The sequence below is a fragment of the Pseudomonas sp. FP2309 genome (genome assembly GCF_030687575.1).
GTDB lineage: Bacteria > Pseudomonadota > Gammaproteobacteria > Pseudomonadales > Pseudomonadaceae > Aquipseudomonas.
Window position 1 is genome coordinate 2,037,501 of record NZ_CP117439.1, and the last position, 15,918, is coordinate 2,053,418.

The window sequence follows — 15,918 nt, forward strand, 5'->3', positions numbered from 1 at the left end:
AGCGTTCTGTAAGCCTGTGAAGGTGAGTTGAGAAGCTTGCTGGAGGTATCAGAAGTGCGAATGCTGACATGAGTAACGACAATGGGTGTGAAAAACACCCACGCCGAAAGACCAAGGTTTCCTGCGCAACGTTAATCGACGCAGGGTTAGTCGGTCCCTAAGGCGAGGCTGAAAAGCGTAGTCGATGGAAAACAGGTTAATATTCCTGTACTTCTGGTTATTGCGATGGAGGGACGGAGAAGGCTAGGCCAGCTTGGCGTTGGTTGTCCAAGTTTAAGGTGGTAGGCTGGAATCTTAGATAAATCCGGGATTCTAAGGCCGAGAGCTGATGACGAGTTAACTTTTAGTTAACGAAGTGGTTGATGCCATGCTTCCAAGAAAAGCTTCTAAGCTTCAGGTAACCAGGAACCGTACCCCAAACCGACACAGGTGGTTGGGTAGAGAATACCAAGGCGCTTGAGAGAACTCGGGTGAAGGAACTAGGCAAAATGGCACCGTAACTTCGGGAGAAGGTGCGCCGGTGAGGGTGAAGGACTTGCTCCGTAAGCTCATGCCGGTCGAAGATACCAGGCCGCTGCGACTGTTTATTAAAAACACAGCACTCTGCAAACACGAAAGTGGACGTATAGGGTGTGACGCCTGCCCGGTGCCGGAAGGTTAATTGATGGGGTTAGCTAACGCGAAGCTCTTGATCGAAGCCCCGGTAAACGGCGGCCGTAACTATAACGGTCCTAAGGTAGCGAAATTCCTTGTCGGGTAAGTTCCGACCTGCACGAATGGCGTAACGATGGCGGCGCTGTCTCCACCCGAGACTCAGTGAAATTGAAATCGCTGTGAAGATGCAGTGTATCCGCGGCTAGACGGAAAGACCCCGTGAACCTTTACTATAGCTTTGCACTGGACTTTGAATTTGCTTGTGTAGGATAGGTGGGAGGCTTTGAAGCGTGGACGCCAGTTCGCGTGGAGCCAACCTTGAAATACCACCCTGGCAACTTTGAGGTTCTAACTCAGGTCCGTTATCCGGATCGAGGACAGTGTATGGTGGGTAGTTTGACTGGGGCGGTCTCCTCCTAAAGAGTAACGGAGGAGTACGAAGGTGCGCTCAGACCGGTCGGAAATCGGTCGTAGAGTATAAAGGCAAAAGCGCGCTTGACTGCGAGACAGACACGTCGAGCAGGTACGAAAGTAGGTCTTAGTGATCCGGTGGTTCTGTATGGAAGGGCCATCGCTCAACGGATAAAAGGTACTCCGGGGATAACAGGCTGATACCGCCCAAGAGTTCATATCGACGGCGGTGTTTGGCACCTCGATGTCGGCTCATCACATCCTGGGGCTGAAGCCGGTCCCAAGGGTATGGCTGTTCGCCATTTAAAGTGGTACGCGAGCTGGGTTTAGAACGTCGTGAGACAGTTCGGTCCCTATCTGCCGTGGACGTTTGAGATTTGAGAGGGGCTGCTCCTAGTACGAGAGGACCGGAGTGGACGAACCTCTGGTGTTCCGGTTGTCACGCCAGTGGCATTGCCGGGTAGCTATGTTCGGAATAGATAACCGCTGAAAGCATCTAAGCGGGAAACTAGCCTCAAGATGAGATCTCACTGGAACCTTGAGTTCCCTGAAGGGCCGTCGAAGACTACGACGTTGATAGGTTGGGTGTGTAAGCGCTGTGAGGCGTTGAGCTAACCAATACTAATTGCCCGTGAGGCTTGACCATATAACACCCAAGCAATTTGAGAACCTGAAAAGGCATCAGATTGCGGTGTGTGAAGACGAGACGAACCGAAAGTTTGTAGATCGCAAAACACCGAAAGCTGTCACATACCCAATTTGCTGAAGCGAGGCCGTTTGGTCACGAGTCAGTACACGAATTTCTTGACGACCATAGAGCATTGGAACCACCTGATCCCATCCCGAACTCAGTAGTGAAACGATGCATCGCCGATGGTAGTGTGGGGTTTCCCCATGTGAGAGTAGGTCATCGTCAAGATTAAATTCCAGAACCCCTGTTTGCTTACGCAGACAGGGGTTTTGTTTTGGGCGCTCGGAAAGTACGGGGAGAGGTCATTGCTACGATCCCTGATAAAATTCTCAACATGCCGTTGGGGAAATCGATGCAAAGTGTTTCCGCATTTTTGGTATGGTGCAGCACATTTTCACAAGGACTGACTTTTATACGCAGGACGCGGCGTCGACCTTCTTCAAAGAGATGCTGTAGAAATGCCTGAACCTATACCGATCAAGGATCACGAAAAAGAGAATCGCCTGGTCAATAAGCGCCTGTTCGCCTGCGCGTTGTTGGTCATTGGCATTACATGCGCCTTGGTGGGGCGGATGTACTTCCTGCAAGTCGTGCAGTACGACTATCACTCCACGATCTCCGAAAACAATCGTGTCCACGTGCTCCCCATCACCCCGACGCGCGGGCTGATCTACGACCGAAACGGCGTGGTGCTGGCCGACAACCGTCCGAGCTACAACCTGACCATCACCCGCGAGCGCACCACCGATCTTAAGGGTGAGCTGGACGCGATAATAAACCTGCTGCACCTGCCTGCCGAAGACCGGGCTGTGTTCGATAAGGCGCTGAAGCAAGCGCGACACCCTTTCGTTCCTGTGACGTTGTTTTACGAGTTGACCGAAGAGCAAATTGCGGTGCTGGCGGTGAACGAATTCCGTTTGCCAGGTGTGGACGTAGAACCACAATTCGTTCGTCATTACCCATTAGGCGCTCACTTCGCGCACTCCATCGGCTACGTAGGACGCATCAACGAGAAAGAATCCAAAGCCCTCGATTCGGTGGAATACCGGGGGACGCAATCGATCGGTAAAACCGGTATCGAGCGTTTCTACGAATCGGAGTTGCACGGCCATGTGGGTTACGAGGAAGTCGAGACCAATGCCCAGGGACGTGTACTGCGAGTGCTCAAGCACACCGATCCCGTCCCCGGTAAGAACATTGTCTTGAGCCTCGACGTCAAACTCCAGGAAGCGGCCGAGGAAGCCCTTGGTGACCGCCGTGGCTCGGTAGTCGCGCTCGACCCGCAGACCGGTGAGGTACTGGCCATGGTCAGTAAACCGAGTTTTGACCCGAACCTCTTTGTCACCGGCATCAGCTTCAAGGAATACGCCGCGCTGCATGATTCTATTGACCGGCCGCTATTCAACCGTGTGCTTCGAGGGTTATACGCGCCGGGCTCGACCATCAAGCCAGAGGTCGCCATCGCCGGTCTCGACAGTGGTGTAGTGACCGCCCAGACACGCGTTTTCGATCCCGGTTACTACCAATTGCCCGACTTCGACCATAAATACCGCAACTGGAACCACAGCGGCGACGGCTGGGTGGATATGGACGCCGCCATCATGCGTTCCAACGACACCTACTTTTACGACTTGGCCCACAAGCTGGGCATCGACCGTCTGCACGACTATCTGGCTGAATTCGGCCTTGGCCAGAAAGTGTCGTTGGATATGTTCGAAGAGTCAGCCGGCTTGATGCCATCTCAAGCCTGGAAGCGCGCTACCCGCCGTCAGCCTTGGTTTCCGGGCGAAACGGTGATCCTCGGTATCGGCCAGGGTTATATGCAAGTAACACCGCTGCAATTGGCGCAGGCCACCGCGCTGATCGCCAACAAAGGTGTATGGAACCGTCCGCACCTGGCCAAGACTATCGATGGCGTGCCGCCGGTGGACGAAAACCCTATGCCTAACGTTGTCCTGAAGGATCCGCGTGACTGGGAGCAGGTCAACCATGGCATGCAATTGGTGATGCACGACCCACGTGGTATCGCCCGTGCGGCGGCGCAAGGTGCGCAATACCGCATCGCAGGCAAGAGCGGTACCGCGCAGGTAGTCGCGATCAAGCAGGGCGAACGCTACAACCGTGAGAAGACCCTGGAGCGCCACCGTGATAACGCCTTGTTCGTCGGCTTCGCTCCTGCGGAACACCCTAAGATTGTAATCTCGGTGATGATCGAAAACGGCGAAGCCGGTGGTCGTGTCGCAGGGCCCGTGGTACGGCAGATCATGGACGCCTGGCTGCTTGACCAGCAAGGCCACCTCAAGCCGCAATACGCAGCACCGGCGAAAGCTCCGGGTGATCCTCACGTCTGATTCAACCCTGCCACTCAGCCCAGCGCTCTACGCCGTCATAGGCAAGCCAGGGCACATCATGCGCGGTCCAGATGTGCGAGGTGGGCCTGACGCTCGGATCATCATCCAGCGTCGCCACTCGCACGATCACATGAGGCTGTTGCCTACGCTCGGCCATCAAGTGTGAGCCGCAGCGCGAGCAGAAATGCCTGAATTTGCCCGGTGAAGATTCAAAGGACGATAGCAACGCCTCACCTTGCGTCCAACGAAAATGCGCGCGCATCACCCCTGCGGTCGCGACAAACGGCGCCGCATGCACTTTGCGGCAACTGCTGCAGTGACAGTGGCTGATAGGCATGTCCAGGCTGTTCACCTGATAGCGCACACCTTTACAGAAGCAACTTCCATTCAGCGGGTCAGTCATAACGTATTGTCGGTTCAAGGATGGTGTCATCATCATTGCGTACAACCTCAGGTTGCGCATTGTTTGATGTCTCCTACTGTCAATGGAGGAGGTGACATATGCACGTATTAGATCGCATAGAGCGCAAGGTTCTGCTTAACGCTTCACGTAAACAGGTGTGGGAAGCACTCACCAACGCCGAGCACTTCGGCCAGTGGTTTGGCATCGCCCTCACGGGCAAGACTTTTAACGCGGGTGATGCCATTACGGCGCCGATTACTTATCCAGGTTACGAACATGTGATCTGGAAGGCCAAGATCGAACGTATCCTGCCGCAAACACTGTTCTCTTTCTGGTGGCATCCGTTCGCGGTAGAGGTGGGGGTGGACTATGACAACGAGACCCCGACCTTGGTGGAATTCACCATTGAGGACCGCGCTCCAGGTATTTTGCTGCGGGTAGTCGAATCCGGGTTTGACAACATACCCTCGGCCAGGCGGCAAAAAGCGTTCAAGATGAACTCCCGTGGCTGGGATGAGCAGATGGGCAATATCGAAAACTATCTGAACAATGCGCGCCGGGCGTGAACCAAAACATGGGCATCGGTGGATATGATCTGACGCGGCATGATGCCGTACAGGCTGTCAGAACTCATGTCACCACCGGTTTGTATCCTTTGCGGTAACCGGCCTGCGACGTGGCCGGCAACGCTCAGGCAGCAGCACAGTGAGTCGGGTACAGAAGGGTAGGGTCGATCCTGACGGCGAACCGTCGATGTGAGGAAAAGGCAAAAGACGTTGCACCTCCTCAATCCGCGAACGACTCCAGCGCAAATGATCGCAATTGTTCTTAGCGCCAGGCAAAAAGTTTGTGAACTTACGCCCGGCGTGGGCGTTTACCTGCCGTGTTCGAGCGGATGCCGCGTAGAATCAGCACCTGAACGCGATTCTTGAGGTGTGGCACGGTGGATTTACAGCAGGGTTTTGTCCTGACCCGGCATTGGCGCGATACCCCGGCGGGCACGGAGGTCAGTTTCTGGCTGGCCACTGACCAGGGGCCACGGCTTATCCGCCTACCTGTGCAGACTTCGGTAATGTTTATTCCCGAAGCCCATCGCAAGCCTCTCGACTGGCTGCTCAAAGGCGAGCGCGATATAGAATTGCGCCCCCTGCAGTTGTGCGATTTCCATCATCGCCCGGTCCTGGGCCTCTACACCCGCCAGCACCGTCAGTTGATGGACGTGGAAAAGCGCCTGCGTGCGGCCGGTGTCGATGTCTATGAAGCCGACGTACGCCCACCCGAACGCTACATGATGGAGCGCTACATCACCGCCCCGGTCTGGTTCGGCGGCACGCCCGATGCCAACGGCACCCTGTGCGAGGCGCAAATGAAACCCGCGCCCGACTACCGCCCCCCGCTCAAGCTGGTGTCCCTGGACATCGAGACAACCGCCCAGGGCGACCTGTATTCCATCGCCCTCGAAGGCTGCGGCGAGCGTCAGGTGTACATGCTCGGCCCACCGAACAATGCTGGCACGGTGGACTTCAAACTCGACTACTGCGACACCCGCGCGCAACTGCTTGAACGCCTCAACCAATGGCTCGCCACCCATGACCCGGATGCAATCATCGGCTGGAATGTGGTGCAATTCGACCTGCGTGTGCTGCACGAACATGCCCAGCGCCTCAACGTGCCGCTCATGCTTGGGCGCGGCGAAGAGCCGATGGCCTGGCGTGAACACGGCAGCCGCAACCATTACTTCGCCGCCGCGGCGGGGCGCCTGATTATCGATGGGATCGAAGCGCTGCGTTCGGCCACATGGAGCTTTGAATCCTTCAGCCTGGAAAACGTCGCACAAACCTTGCTGGGCGAAGGCAAGGATATCGCCACGCCGTACCAGCGCATGGATGAAATCAACCGCATGTTCGCCGAGGACAAACCCGCCCTGGCGCGCTACAACCTTAAAGACTGTGAACTCGTCACGCGGATTTTCGAGAAGACCGAACTACTCAAGTTCCTGCTGGAACGGGCCAGCGTCACCGGCCTGCCAGCTGACCGCAACGGTGGTTCGGTGGCCGCGTTCACACACCTGTACATGCCGTTGATGCACCGCCAGGGTTTCGTCGCGCCCAACCTTGGGGACAAACCGCCCCAAGCCAGCCCCGGTGGGTTTGTCATGGACTCGCGTTCCGGTCTCTACGAGTCAGTGCTGGTACTCGACTACAAAAGCCTTTACCCATCGATCATCCGCAGCTTCCTGATCGACCCCGTTGGCTTGATCGAAGGCCTCAAGCACCCTGACGACCGCGATTCGGTTGAAGGCTTTCGCGGTGCACGTTTTTCGCGCACGCGACACTGTCTGCCATCCATCGTTGCGCGGGTGTCCGAAGGCCGTGAAGTGGCCAAGCGCGAACATAACGCGCCGCTGTCCCAAGCCCTTAAGATCATCATGAACGCGTTCTACGGTGTGCTCGGCTCCAGCGGTTGCCGGTTTTTCGATACGCGGCTGGCCTCTTCGATCACCATGCGTGGTCACCAGATCATGCGCCAGACCCGCGAACTGGTCGAAGCCCAGGGCTATGAAGTGATCTATGGCGACACCGACTCCACGTTCGTCTGGCTCGGCAATGCCCATTCCCAGGAAGACGCGAGCCGCATCGGCCAAGCCTTGGTGCGGCACGTCAACGACTGGTGGCGTGAGCATCTGCACACGGCGTTCGGCCTGAAGAGTGCCCTGGAGTTGCAATACGAAACCCACTTTACGCGCTTTCTCATGCCCACCATCCGCGGGGCGGAGGAGGGCAGCAAGAAGCGCTACGCAGGCTTGGTCACCCGTAGCGATGGCAGTGAAGACATAGTCTACAAGGGCCTGGAAACCGTGCGCAGCGACTGGTCTCCACTGGCGCGGCGCTTCCAGCAGGAACTCTACCAGCGCATCTTTCACCGCCAACCCCATCAAGACTACATCCGCGACTATGTGCGTCGTACCCTGAGCGGCGAATTCGACGAATTGCTGATCTACCGTAAGCGCCTGCGCCGGCAACTGGATGACTATGAACGCAACGTGCCGCCCCATGTGCGTGCTGCGCGCCTGGCCGATGCGTACAACGACCGCCTGGGACGCCCGCGCCAGTATCAGCGCGGAGGCTGGATCAGCTACGTGATCAGCCTCAACGGCCCGGAGCCCTTGGAAATACGGCAAGCCCCTATCGACTACGACCACTACGTCACCCGGCAATTACAGCCGGTGGCCGACGCGATTTTGCCGTTCGTGAACGATGACTTCAGCACGCTGGTCGGCGGGCAAATGGGCTTGTTTTAGCGCACTTGCGTCGCTGTGCTCAGGCACTGCATTGTGGTGGCCCGAGGATGATTACCGACGAGGGTAACCGCATGTTCACACTCTATGGCATCGACGAATCCGGCTCGTGCATGATCGAAATCGCCCTGCAGCGCTGTGGGGTGCAATGGTATCGGGTGGACGCCGCTTCCTGGGCCGAAGGCGAGGGCAGCGACGCGCTGGCACGTATCAACCCGCTCAAACAGGTGCCTACCCTGGTGACCCCGGATGGGCAGGTGCTGACGGAAAGCGCGGCGATCCTGGTCCACCTGGGCCTGGAGTTTCCGGCCAGCGAGTTATTGAGTGGCAACCGTGGTCAGATCCTGCGCGGGCTGGTGTACATCGCCGCCAATTGCTACTCGGCGATCGGCATCATCGACTACCCGCAACGCTGGCTGGGCGACGTCAACGAAGCACTACAGACACAATTGGTCAATGGCACCCGCCGCTACCTGCACCAGGCCTGGGTGGTGTTCGCCGATCAGCTCGCCGAACAATTATTTGCACCCAGTGGCCAGCCCAATGCACTGGGCCTCATGGCGGCAGCGGTGTCGCGCTGGGACGATGCTCGGAAGGCATTGAGCTCCCTGGCGCCAAGTTTTGCCCAGACGCTGGCGCGGGTGGATGCCGACCCCATTGTGGCGCCGGTGTTTGCGCGACATTGGCCGCAGTGGGAGGTCTCATGATGTTTCCGCAATCTGAGGAAACAATCACCGATGTGCCCCTCAACCCCTTGCGTAGCGGGTGTCCTGACCTACGCTTTCTTAAAGTTGTGTAGGAATCATCCTTGAATTTGGCTGTCGCAGACATGAAACTCAAGAACCCTGCATGGAATTCAAAGGAGGTGCGCATGCTCATCCGGTCGCTGACCCTGGCTACCTTGATGGCTTTTACGGGGCCGCTGTTGGCTGCTGATGATAATCCGCTCAAGCAGGACCTGGGCAAAGCCCGTCCGCTGGTGGTGGTTGAACTCGATGCCGGTAACCCGACGTTGGCGACGCTCAAGAAACAGCTGGAAGAGCCCGCCACCAAGCAGTCCTTCGAAGAGCGCAGCATGGTGTTCTACACCGTGAAATTCGGCAGTATCGGTGCCGAAGGCGAGAAGTTCGCCAAGGACCCCAAAGACAGCAAAAAACTCACGCCCCCGGAAACCAATGCGCTGATTCGTGCGCTCAAGCTCGGCGCCGGCAGCGGTACGAAAGCGATCCTGATCGGCAAGGACGGCGAGAAGAAACTTGAGAAGACTGTGCCCCCGGACAGCCTCGACCTGAAAGAGTTTTTCAGCACCATCGACCAGATGCCTATGGCCGAAAAAGAAGCCGCAGCCGCAGCCGAGCCGGAACCCGCTCCACCCGCGCCGGTCAAGGGCGCCAAACCCGTCAAGCCTGGCAGCAAAGCCGCCCCGCAACCGCTGGATGATTGAAATAGCGCCACCGCCAGGAAGACTTCGCTCACCCTGCTGCGAATGCCCGGATACTCAGCCAGGTGCGCGGCCGTAGACGTCATCGAAGCGCACGATGTCATCTTCGCTCAGGTACTCGCCGCTCTGCACCTCGATCATCACCAGGTCGATGATGCCTGGGTTGGTCAACCTATGCTTGTGGCCTGCCGGAATGTAGGTGGACTCGTTGGCGTTGATTAAAAACTCTCGCTCGCCGTTGGTGATCTGCGCCGCGCCGCTGACCACCACCCAGTGTTCGCTGCGGTGGTGATGCATCTGCAGCGACAACGACGCCATGGGCTTGACCACGATGCGCTTGATCTTGAAGTGGCTGCTTTCCTCCAGCACGGTGTAGGTGCCCCATGGCCGCGTGACGGTGCGGTGCAGCCTGTACGCCGGATGGTTCTGGCGCTTGAGTTCGGCGACGATGAAGCGCACATCCTGGCTGCGATGGGCGTCGGCGATCAGCAGCGCGTCGGGGGTGTCGACGATGATCAGGTCACGCACGCCTACGGCGCCCAGCACACGCCTGGGTGAGTCGATGTAGCAGTTGTGCACATCATGCAAAATCGCTTCGCCGTTGACCTGATTGCCATGGGCGTCGCTGGGCGTGAGTTGACGCAGGGCTTCCCACGAGCCGATATCGCTCCAGCCTATATCGCAGGGCACCACTGCCACCCGGCTGGACTTTTCCATCAGCGCCACATCGATGGATATGTCCGGCGCGCGGCCGAAGGCGTCCGCGTCCAGCTCTCGTTGGCGCGAGGTATCGTTCTGCAGGCTTTGGCTGCGGCTGAGCGAGGCGCGGCCGGCTTCAAGTACGTCGGGTGCGTGGGCGGCGAGCTCGTCCACCAGCGTGCTGGCCTTGAAGCAGAACATGCCGGCGTTCCACAGGTGCTTGCCGCCGTCGAGATAGCCTTGGGCGGTGGCCAGGTCGGGCTTCTCGACGAAGCGTTTGACCCGGTGGCCATGGCTCAGCTGTTCACCTTGTTCGATGTAGCCGAAGCCTGTTTCCGGATGATCGGGCTGGATGCCGAAGGTCACCAGGTAGCCTGCATCGGCCAAGTCGCGTGCCTGACTGACGGCCTCGGCAAATGCCATCTCATTGAGGATCAAATGGTCGGCGGGCATCACCAGCAACTGCGCATCGTCGCCGAAGTGTTCCTGCACATGCAGCGCCGCCACGGCGATGGCCGCTGCGGTGTTGCGGCCGAAGGGTTCGAGCAGCAAGTCCAGATGCAGCCTGGACGTGTTGACGCCGCGGTAGTCGTCGAGGGTGCTAAACAACAGGTCGCGGTTGGTCACCGTGAGCACGGAGTGTACCCCCGGCAGTTTGGCGGCGCGCTGGAAGGTCTTCTGCAGGAGGCTTTGGCCGTCACGCATGCGCATGAAGGGCTTGGGCATGTTCTGGCGCGACACTGGCCACAGCCGCGTGCCCGAACCACCGGAAATGATGCAGGGAATCAATCCGCTGAGGGTGTTCATCAATAGATTTCCTTGGTGGACAGGACGGCCGTGACCGTTATAAAGGCGATGTACAAGTCAAACCGCACACTTGGAGATGCACGCCAGGTCGTATTCGACACGTTCTGGGTCAAAAGACGGTAGCAAGGGCCGGCACAAGAGGTATGGCAGGGCGTATCAAGTGCCCCGCCACAACCGGGGAGGTGTGGGTTTAGAAGTTGCCTTTCAAACTCACGGTAAAGTTGCGCGGCTCGCCATAAAAGTTGCCCCAGGAAGCAGTGCCGACGGTGCTGTAGTAGGTTTTATCAAACAGGTTATTGCCGTTCAACGCCACGGTCCACGTGTCGTCTATGCGATACGCCACGCGTGCGTTCCACGTCGCGTAACCGGGCTGTTCAAGCTTGATGGTTTGTACGCGGTAATTGCCGCTCTGGGCGTTGACGCCGGTGCCCGCGCTCCATTTCGACAACGCGCCGTCGAGTTGATAATCACCCCACAGACGCAGCATGTGGCGGGGCACATAGGTGTTGGAAACACCGCCTTCCTTTGCCACATCGATGGTGCTCAGTGACTTGGTCTGGGTGTAGGTGTAGCCGCCGAACAGTTGCAGGCGCTCGAGCAGTTCACCACTGACTTCGGCTTCCACCCCCTGGGCGCGCACCTTGCCTTTGTCGGTGTAGCAATAGCCATCGGCGGAGGTCGCGCATTGGGTGGTGTAGTCGGATTCGGCGCCATTTTTCTCGACGGAGCGGAACAGGGCCAGGGAGCTGTTTAGGCGCCCATCGAACCATTCGCCCTTGATGCCCAGCTCATAGTTGTCACCGATTTTCGGCTTGAGCGCGGCGCCGTCGACGGTGGCGTAGGAGCTTTGTGGCTGGAAGATATCCGCATAGCTGGCGTACACCGACAGGTGCTCGTCGAGGTCATAGATCAGCGCGGCAAACGGCGTGACCTCGCCGGTTTCCCTGGTGCGTGCGTCCTGCACCGCCCATTCGCCCCAGGCCAGATTATTGGACTGGCGACGGTTCTCATACCAGCTCACGCGGCTGCCCACGATCAGCATCAACGGTTCCGCCAGGCGCAGGCGCAAGGTGGCATAGGTGCCGTATTGGGTGGCGGTTTCCTTGACCGTGCCGCCGCGGTACATGTTCGGCCAGAAGCTGCTGTTGGCCGGTTCCGGGAAGTGGTGGTTGGGGTTATAGATGCTCTGGCGCAAGGCAAGACTCTGGATCGCGTACACGTCGTCCTGGGTACCCCGGCTGCCGTTGGCGCCAAGGATCAGCTCGTGTTCCAGGCCGAAGGCTTGGAACTTGCCGTCGACGTAGGCGTCCAGGCCGAAGTCCTTGTGGTCGTAGTCCATCAATGCAGCGTAGGAGCCGGCCGTGGGTGCCGGGTTGCCGTAGGCAATGGTGCCTTCGCTGGCGGCGTACTTGGTGTCTTGCAGGTTGCGGCTGTGCACGGCCGCCACCTTGAGTTTCCAGTCATCGTTGAACTGATGGGTGAGGTCGGCGAAGAACGTGGCGCGACGGCTTTGCCAGTCGTTCCAGGACTGGCCCAGGCAGGTGGAGCGGCTGAGGTTGGCGCTTTTGCCGTCGGCGTAGCGCGGCAGACCGCCCCAGCACGGGGTGGCGTCCACATCTTCGTAGCTGGCACCGACGCCCAGGGTGGTCTCGGGGCTCAGGTCAATGTCCAGCGCGCCGTAGAACGCCTGGTCCTGACGCTTTTGGATGTCCATGTAGGAACCGCGATGCTGCTGGCTGATCGCCGCGCGTCCGCGCACCGTGCCGCTGTCATTGAGCGGGCCACCGGTGTCGACGTCGGCGCGGTAGTTGTCCCAGGTCCCGGCGGACAGCGAAAGGCTGGTGGTGGGCTTGGCCTGGGGCCGCTTGCGCACGAAGTTCACCGCGCCGCTGGCGGTGCCCGCGCCCTTGAGCATCCCGGCGGCGCCTTTGAGCACTTCGACGCGGTCGTAGATCGCCATGTTGGCGCTGAAACTGTCGGCTTGAACGTAGTCCTTGCCCATGTCCAGCGGCACACCGTCGTACTGGTACTGGCCGAGCATCTTGAACCCACGGGAATAGAAATACTTGCCGCCCATGGGCGATGCGTAGGTGGTGATACCAGGTGTGCGCTCCATTACGTCGTCGATGGTGGTGAGCTGCTGGTCGTCCATCAATTGGCGGGTGATCACGCTGACCGATTGCGGCGTCTCTCGCAGGCTGTGTTCACCTTTGCCGATGGTTACCGCGCCGGTGGTGTAGGAACCGGTGCCGTCGGTGGTGGCGCCCAGGCGTTCGCCGGTGACCATCGTCGCGCCCAGGTTCAGTGCACCGGTATCGGCCACTTGCGGTAACAGCAGCCAGGTGCTGTTGCCCTGACGCTGGGCTTGCAGGCCCTGGCCACGCAGCAGTTGGCCAAGGGCCTGTTCGCGGTCGAAGCGGCCGCTCAGGCCTGGGCTGGTCTTGCCCGCGACGCTGGTGGCGTCGTACGACAGGCTGATGCCGGCCTGGCGGGCGAACTGGTCCAGTGCATGGGCGAGGGCGCCGGCGGCGATGTTCCAGTCGTGGGCCTGGGTATCGCTGGCCGTGTTGTCAGCCAGCACGACCGTCGGCGCGGCCGCGCCACTGAGGCAGGCACCGAGCACCGCGGCCTGTACCGCGCGCTTGAAGGGGGAACGTTGGGAGGGGAACGCTTGCATGACCGCGGGATGCTCCTGAAGGAAGTGAACAGAACTGGCCTGTTGATCGGCCTTTCCTTACAGGTCGAACGGCAATGCGAATTCACCTCATTTATTTTTCGCGTTCATACGCGCGCTGAAACGCTCACCCAATAACGGCTGCGGTACGTCACATCAAGCTTCAGGGAGTGCGCCACCAGGGTGAGCACTTGATCAGTGTCGTCCAACTGATAAGTGCCCGATACGCATAACCCGGCCACCGCTTCGCTGCAGCGCAGCACGCCATTGCGATAACGGCTCAGCTCGGCGAGGAAGTCATCCAGGCGCATGTTTTGCGCGCTGATCACCCCGTCGCTCCAGGCCCAGGGGTCCAGGCCGTTGGCGGCGGGAGGGCGGATGCCGTTGCGGTCGAACACCACCTGCTCGCCTGGATTGATCACCTGACGCGCGCCGGCGTCTGGGCGATCGGCAAACAGCGCCACACGGCCCTGTTGCACGGCCAGTAACGTGCCCTGGGCGTCTTCGCGCACCAGAAAGCGCGTGTCGAGGCCGTGCAGGTAACCGTCACGCGTCTTGACCCAGAAAGGCCTGCGGTCGGCACCGGTATTCACCAGGATTTCACCCTGGCGCAGTTGCACCAGGCGTCGCTCCTGATTGAACGCGGTATCGAGGGCGGTGGCGCTGTTGAGCTGGACCGTGCTGCCGTCGTTCAACGTCACCAGACGCCGTTCACCGGTGACGGTACGGTAATCGGCCATCAGGGCCGGCAGCGGCGTGTAGTCGCGGCCGAGCCAGGTCAAGCCCGCCGCACCGGCCACCAGCCCCAGCAATTTCAAGCCTTCACGACGGCTGATGCGTTGACGCGCACCGCGCAGGGTATGGCGCCCGACCTGCGCCGGCAGTTGGCTGAAATCATCGTTCATCGTCGCCACCCGCTGCCACACCTGCTCGTGTTCGGCGCTGGTGTGCAACCAACGGTCGAATGCTGCAGTGCTGGCGTCGTCGGCGACATTGAAGCGCAGAGTGATCATCCACTGGATTGCCTGGTCCACCAGGCGCGGATCAAAGTTCGACATAGCGCAACCGATAGCAAGCATGAAGTGCCTTGGACAGGTCACGTTCTACCGTCGCCTTGGACACATCCAGGCGCTCGGCGATCTGCGCGCAGGTCAGGCCGTCCAGTTGTGCGAGCAGGAACGCCTCCCGCACGCGCGGCTTGAGCTGGTCGAGCAGGCGGTCGATACGTTCCAGGCTGTCGAGGATCAGCCGCCGCGTTTCTTCCGACGGCACCTCGATTTCAGGAAAATGCGCGAGGCTTTCGAGATAGGCGCGTTCCAGTTCCCGACGCCGGTAGTGGTCAATCATGAGGCTGCGCGCGATGGTGCTCAGGTAGGCACGTGGCTGCTGCAAGGTCTGCTGCTTGCGCGCATTGAGCAGGCGCACGAAGGTTTCCTGGGCCAGGTCGGCGGCATGTTCACGGCAACCGGTGCGGCGGTTCAACCAACTGCGCAGCCAGGCGTGATGGGCATGGTACAGCTGGCCGATAGCGGCATGGTCCAGTGGGGGATCGCTCGACATGGGCATCCTGGCGCAGCAGTCTTAATTGATAATGTTTCGCATTCTAGTCGCTGCGCAGGGCGGGGGCCAGCATCATTTTTGGGGTGCGTGGGGTGATCATGTTGCGCCGCGACGGGCCAGGGGGAGGGGGTGTGTGGCGAGCCCGCTCGCCACAGCTACAGTCACATCGGTTGCATCAGCCCAGGCGCGCAGCCGCCCGTGCGGTGATTTCACCGCGCACCTTGCGCGAGTCCACCGTGCGTTTTTTCGCCTCTTCCAGCACATGCGCGGGCGCCGTCTGCGGGCTGCCCGCGTCAAACGGCGGCGCCGGTGCGTATTCGATCTGCAACTGCACCAACTGCGCCGCCGCTTCGCTGTACAGCTCTGCCGCCAGCACCAGGGCGAAATCAATGCCTGCGGTGATCCCGCCGCCGGTAAACAGGTTGCCGTCACGTACCACGCGCTCCTGCACCGGGATGGCGCCGAGCGGCGCGAGCATGTCGTGATAAGCCCAGTGGGTGGTGGCCTTGCGGCCGCGCAACAAACCTGCGGCGCCGAGCACCAGCGAGCCGGTGCACACCGACGTCACATAGCGCGCGGTCTGGGCCTGGGCTTTGAGAAAGTCGAGGGTGTGCGGGTCTTCCATCAACGCACCCACCCCGGAACCGCCGGGCACGCACAGCACATCCAGGTTCGGGCAGTCGGCATAAGTCGTGGTTGGGGTGAACACCAGACCGGTGCTGGAGGTGACGGGCGCCAGGTCTTTCCACACCAGGTGCAACTTCACATCCGGCAGCGAACCCAGCACGTCATAAGGGCCGGTCAGGTCCAGTTGCTGGATGCCGGGAAACAACACAAAGCCGATCTGCAAGGTCATCAATGACGCTCCAATAAAGGGGTGGACGGCTCCACTCTAGAGGCCTAGTCTTTGGCGAATACGCCATTGAACC

General features: G+C 59.7%; 11 protein-coding genes and 2 rRNA genes (1 of these 13 cut by a window edge). 7 read left to right on the plus strand and 6 right to left on the minus strand.

Translation table 11 applies throughout. The features are described 5' to 3' along the window. The 3 genes from PSH59_RS09480 to mrdA all read left to right on the plus strand — a co-directional run. Positions 1 to 1,711, plus strand: a 23S ribosomal RNA gene (locus PSH59_RS09480); it begins 1,181 nt to the left of the window's first position. 157 nt (positions 1,712 to 1,868) lie between these two features. Further along, positions 1,869 to 1,984: ribosomal RNA gene (gene rrf, locus PSH59_RS09485) — 5S ribosomal RNA — on the plus strand. A gap of 230 nt (positions 1,985 to 2,214) precedes the next feature. After that, positions 2,215 to 4,107 carry a penicillin-binding protein 2 gene (gene mrdA / locus PSH59_RS09490; RefSeq protein ID WP_248081146.1) on the plus strand — a complete coding sequence of 631 codons (1,893 nt, stop codon included), beginning with the start codon at positions 2,215 to 2,217 and terminating at the stop codon, positions 4,105 to 4,107. A gap of 1 nt (position 4,108) precedes the next feature. Here mrdA and PSH59_RS09495 read toward each other — a convergent pair whose 3' ends face one another. Then, positions 4,109 to 4,510, minus strand: a complete 402-nt coding sequence (locus tag PSH59_RS09495; protein ID WP_248081148.1) for a GFA family protein — start codon at positions 4,508 to 4,510, stop codon at positions 4,109 to 4,111. 98 nt (positions 4,511 to 4,608) lie between these two features. Here PSH59_RS09495 and PSH59_RS09500 point away from each other — a divergent pair, with 98 nt between their 5' ends. From PSH59_RS09500 to PSH59_RS09515, 4 genes are all read left to right on the plus strand, one after another. Then, complete coding sequence (locus PSH59_RS09500) at positions 4,609 to 5,076, plus strand: SRPBCC family protein (RefSeq protein ID WP_248081150.1); 468 nt, start codon at positions 4,609 to 4,611, stop codon at positions 5,074 to 5,076. 377 nt (positions 5,077 to 5,453) lie between these two features. After that, positions 5,454 to 7,811 (plus strand): DNA polymerase II, encoded by a 2,358-nt coding sequence (locus PSH59_RS09505; protein WP_305394881.1) that lies wholly within the window; start codon positions 5,454 to 5,456, stop codon positions 7,809 to 7,811. A 71-nt stretch (positions 7,812 to 7,882) separates the two neighbouring features. After that, entirely contained in the window at positions 7,883 to 8,515 is a 633-nt protein-coding gene (locus tag PSH59_RS09510; protein WP_305394882.1) for a glutathione S-transferase, read from the plus strand. Positions 8,516 to 8,679: 164 nt separating this feature from the next. Then, a complete protein-coding gene (locus PSH59_RS09515; protein ID WP_305394883.1) occupies positions 8,680 to 9,252 on the plus strand; it encodes a DUF4174 domain-containing protein in 573 nt (190 codons plus the stop codon). A gap of 54 nt (positions 9,253 to 9,306) precedes the next feature. Here the strand turns inward: PSH59_RS09515 and PSH59_RS09520 are convergent, their stop codons facing one another. The 5 genes from PSH59_RS09520 to inhA all read right to left on the minus strand — a co-directional run bounded on the left by PSH59_RS09520 (position 9,307) and on the right by inhA (position 15,845). Continuing rightward, positions 9,307 to 10,755, minus strand: coding sequence for a mannose-1-phosphate guanylyltransferase/mannose-6-phosphate isomerase (locus PSH59_RS09520; protein ID WP_305394884.1), 1,449 nt, complete (start codon positions 10,753 to 10,755; stop codon positions 9,307 to 9,309). Positions 10,756 to 10,945: 190 nt separating this feature from the next. Beyond that, on the minus strand, positions 10,946 to 13,432 hold the full coding sequence (locus PSH59_RS09525) for a TonB-dependent siderophore receptor (protein WP_305394885.1): 2,487 nt from the start codon (positions 13,430 to 13,432) through the stop codon (positions 10,946 to 10,948). A gap of 104 nt (positions 13,433 to 13,536) precedes the next feature. After that, entirely contained in the window at positions 13,537 to 14,487 is a 951-nt protein-coding gene (locus PSH59_RS09530; protein ID WP_305394886.1) for a FecR domain-containing protein, read from the minus strand. Then, entirely contained in the window at positions 14,474 to 14,989 is a 516-nt protein-coding gene (locus PSH59_RS09535; protein ID WP_248081165.1) for a sigma-70 family RNA polymerase sigma factor, read from the minus strand. Before PSH59_RS09535 ends, PSH59_RS09530 begins: the two co-directional genes overlap by 14 nt. Positions 14,990 to 15,164: 175 nt before the next feature. Next, complete coding sequence (gene inhA, locus PSH59_RS09540; RefSeq protein WP_305394887.1) at positions 15,165 to 15,845, minus strand: isonitrile hydratase; 681 nt, start codon at positions 15,843 to 15,845, stop codon at positions 15,165 to 15,167. Between the last annotated feature and the right edge of the window lie 73 nt (positions 15,846 to 15,918).

Coding starts and splice junctions, on each gene's coding strand:
- PSH59_RS09525 (WP_305394885.1), bottom strand. CDS start 13,432: ATGCAAGCGTTCCCCTCCCAACGTTCCCCCTTCAAGCGCGCGGTACAG.
- PSH59_RS09510 (WP_305394882.1), top strand. CDS start 7,883: ATGTTCACACTCTATGGCATCGACGAATCCGGCTCGTGCATGATCGAA.
- mrdA (WP_248081146.1), top strand. CDS start 2,215: ATGCCTGAACCTATACCGATCAAGGATCACGAAAAAGAGAATCGCCTG.
- PSH59_RS09530 (WP_305394886.1), bottom strand. CDS start 14,487: ATGTCGAACTTTGATCCGCGCCTGGTGGACCAGGCAATCCAGTGGATG.
- PSH59_RS09495 (WP_248081148.1), bottom strand. CDS start 4,510: ATGACTGACCCGCTGAATGGAAGTTGCTTCTGTAAAGGTGTGCGCTAT.
- PSH59_RS09515 (WP_305394883.1), top strand. CDS start 8,680: ATGCTCATCCGGTCGCTGACCCTGGCTACCTTGATGGCTTTTACGGGG.
- PSH59_RS09535 (WP_248081165.1), bottom strand. CDS start 14,989: ATGTCGAGCGATCCCCCACTGGACCATGCCGCTATCGGCCAGCTGTAC.
- inhA (WP_305394887.1), bottom strand. CDS start 15,845: ATGACCTTGCAGATCGGCTTTGTGTTGTTTCCCGGCATCCAGCAACTG.
- PSH59_RS09500 (WP_248081150.1), top strand. CDS start 4,609: ATGCACGTATTAGATCGCATAGAGCGCAAGGTTCTGCTTAACGCTTCA.
- PSH59_RS09520 (WP_305394884.1), bottom strand. CDS start 10,755: ATGAACACCCTCAGCGGATTGATTCCCTGCATCATTTCCGGTGGTTCG.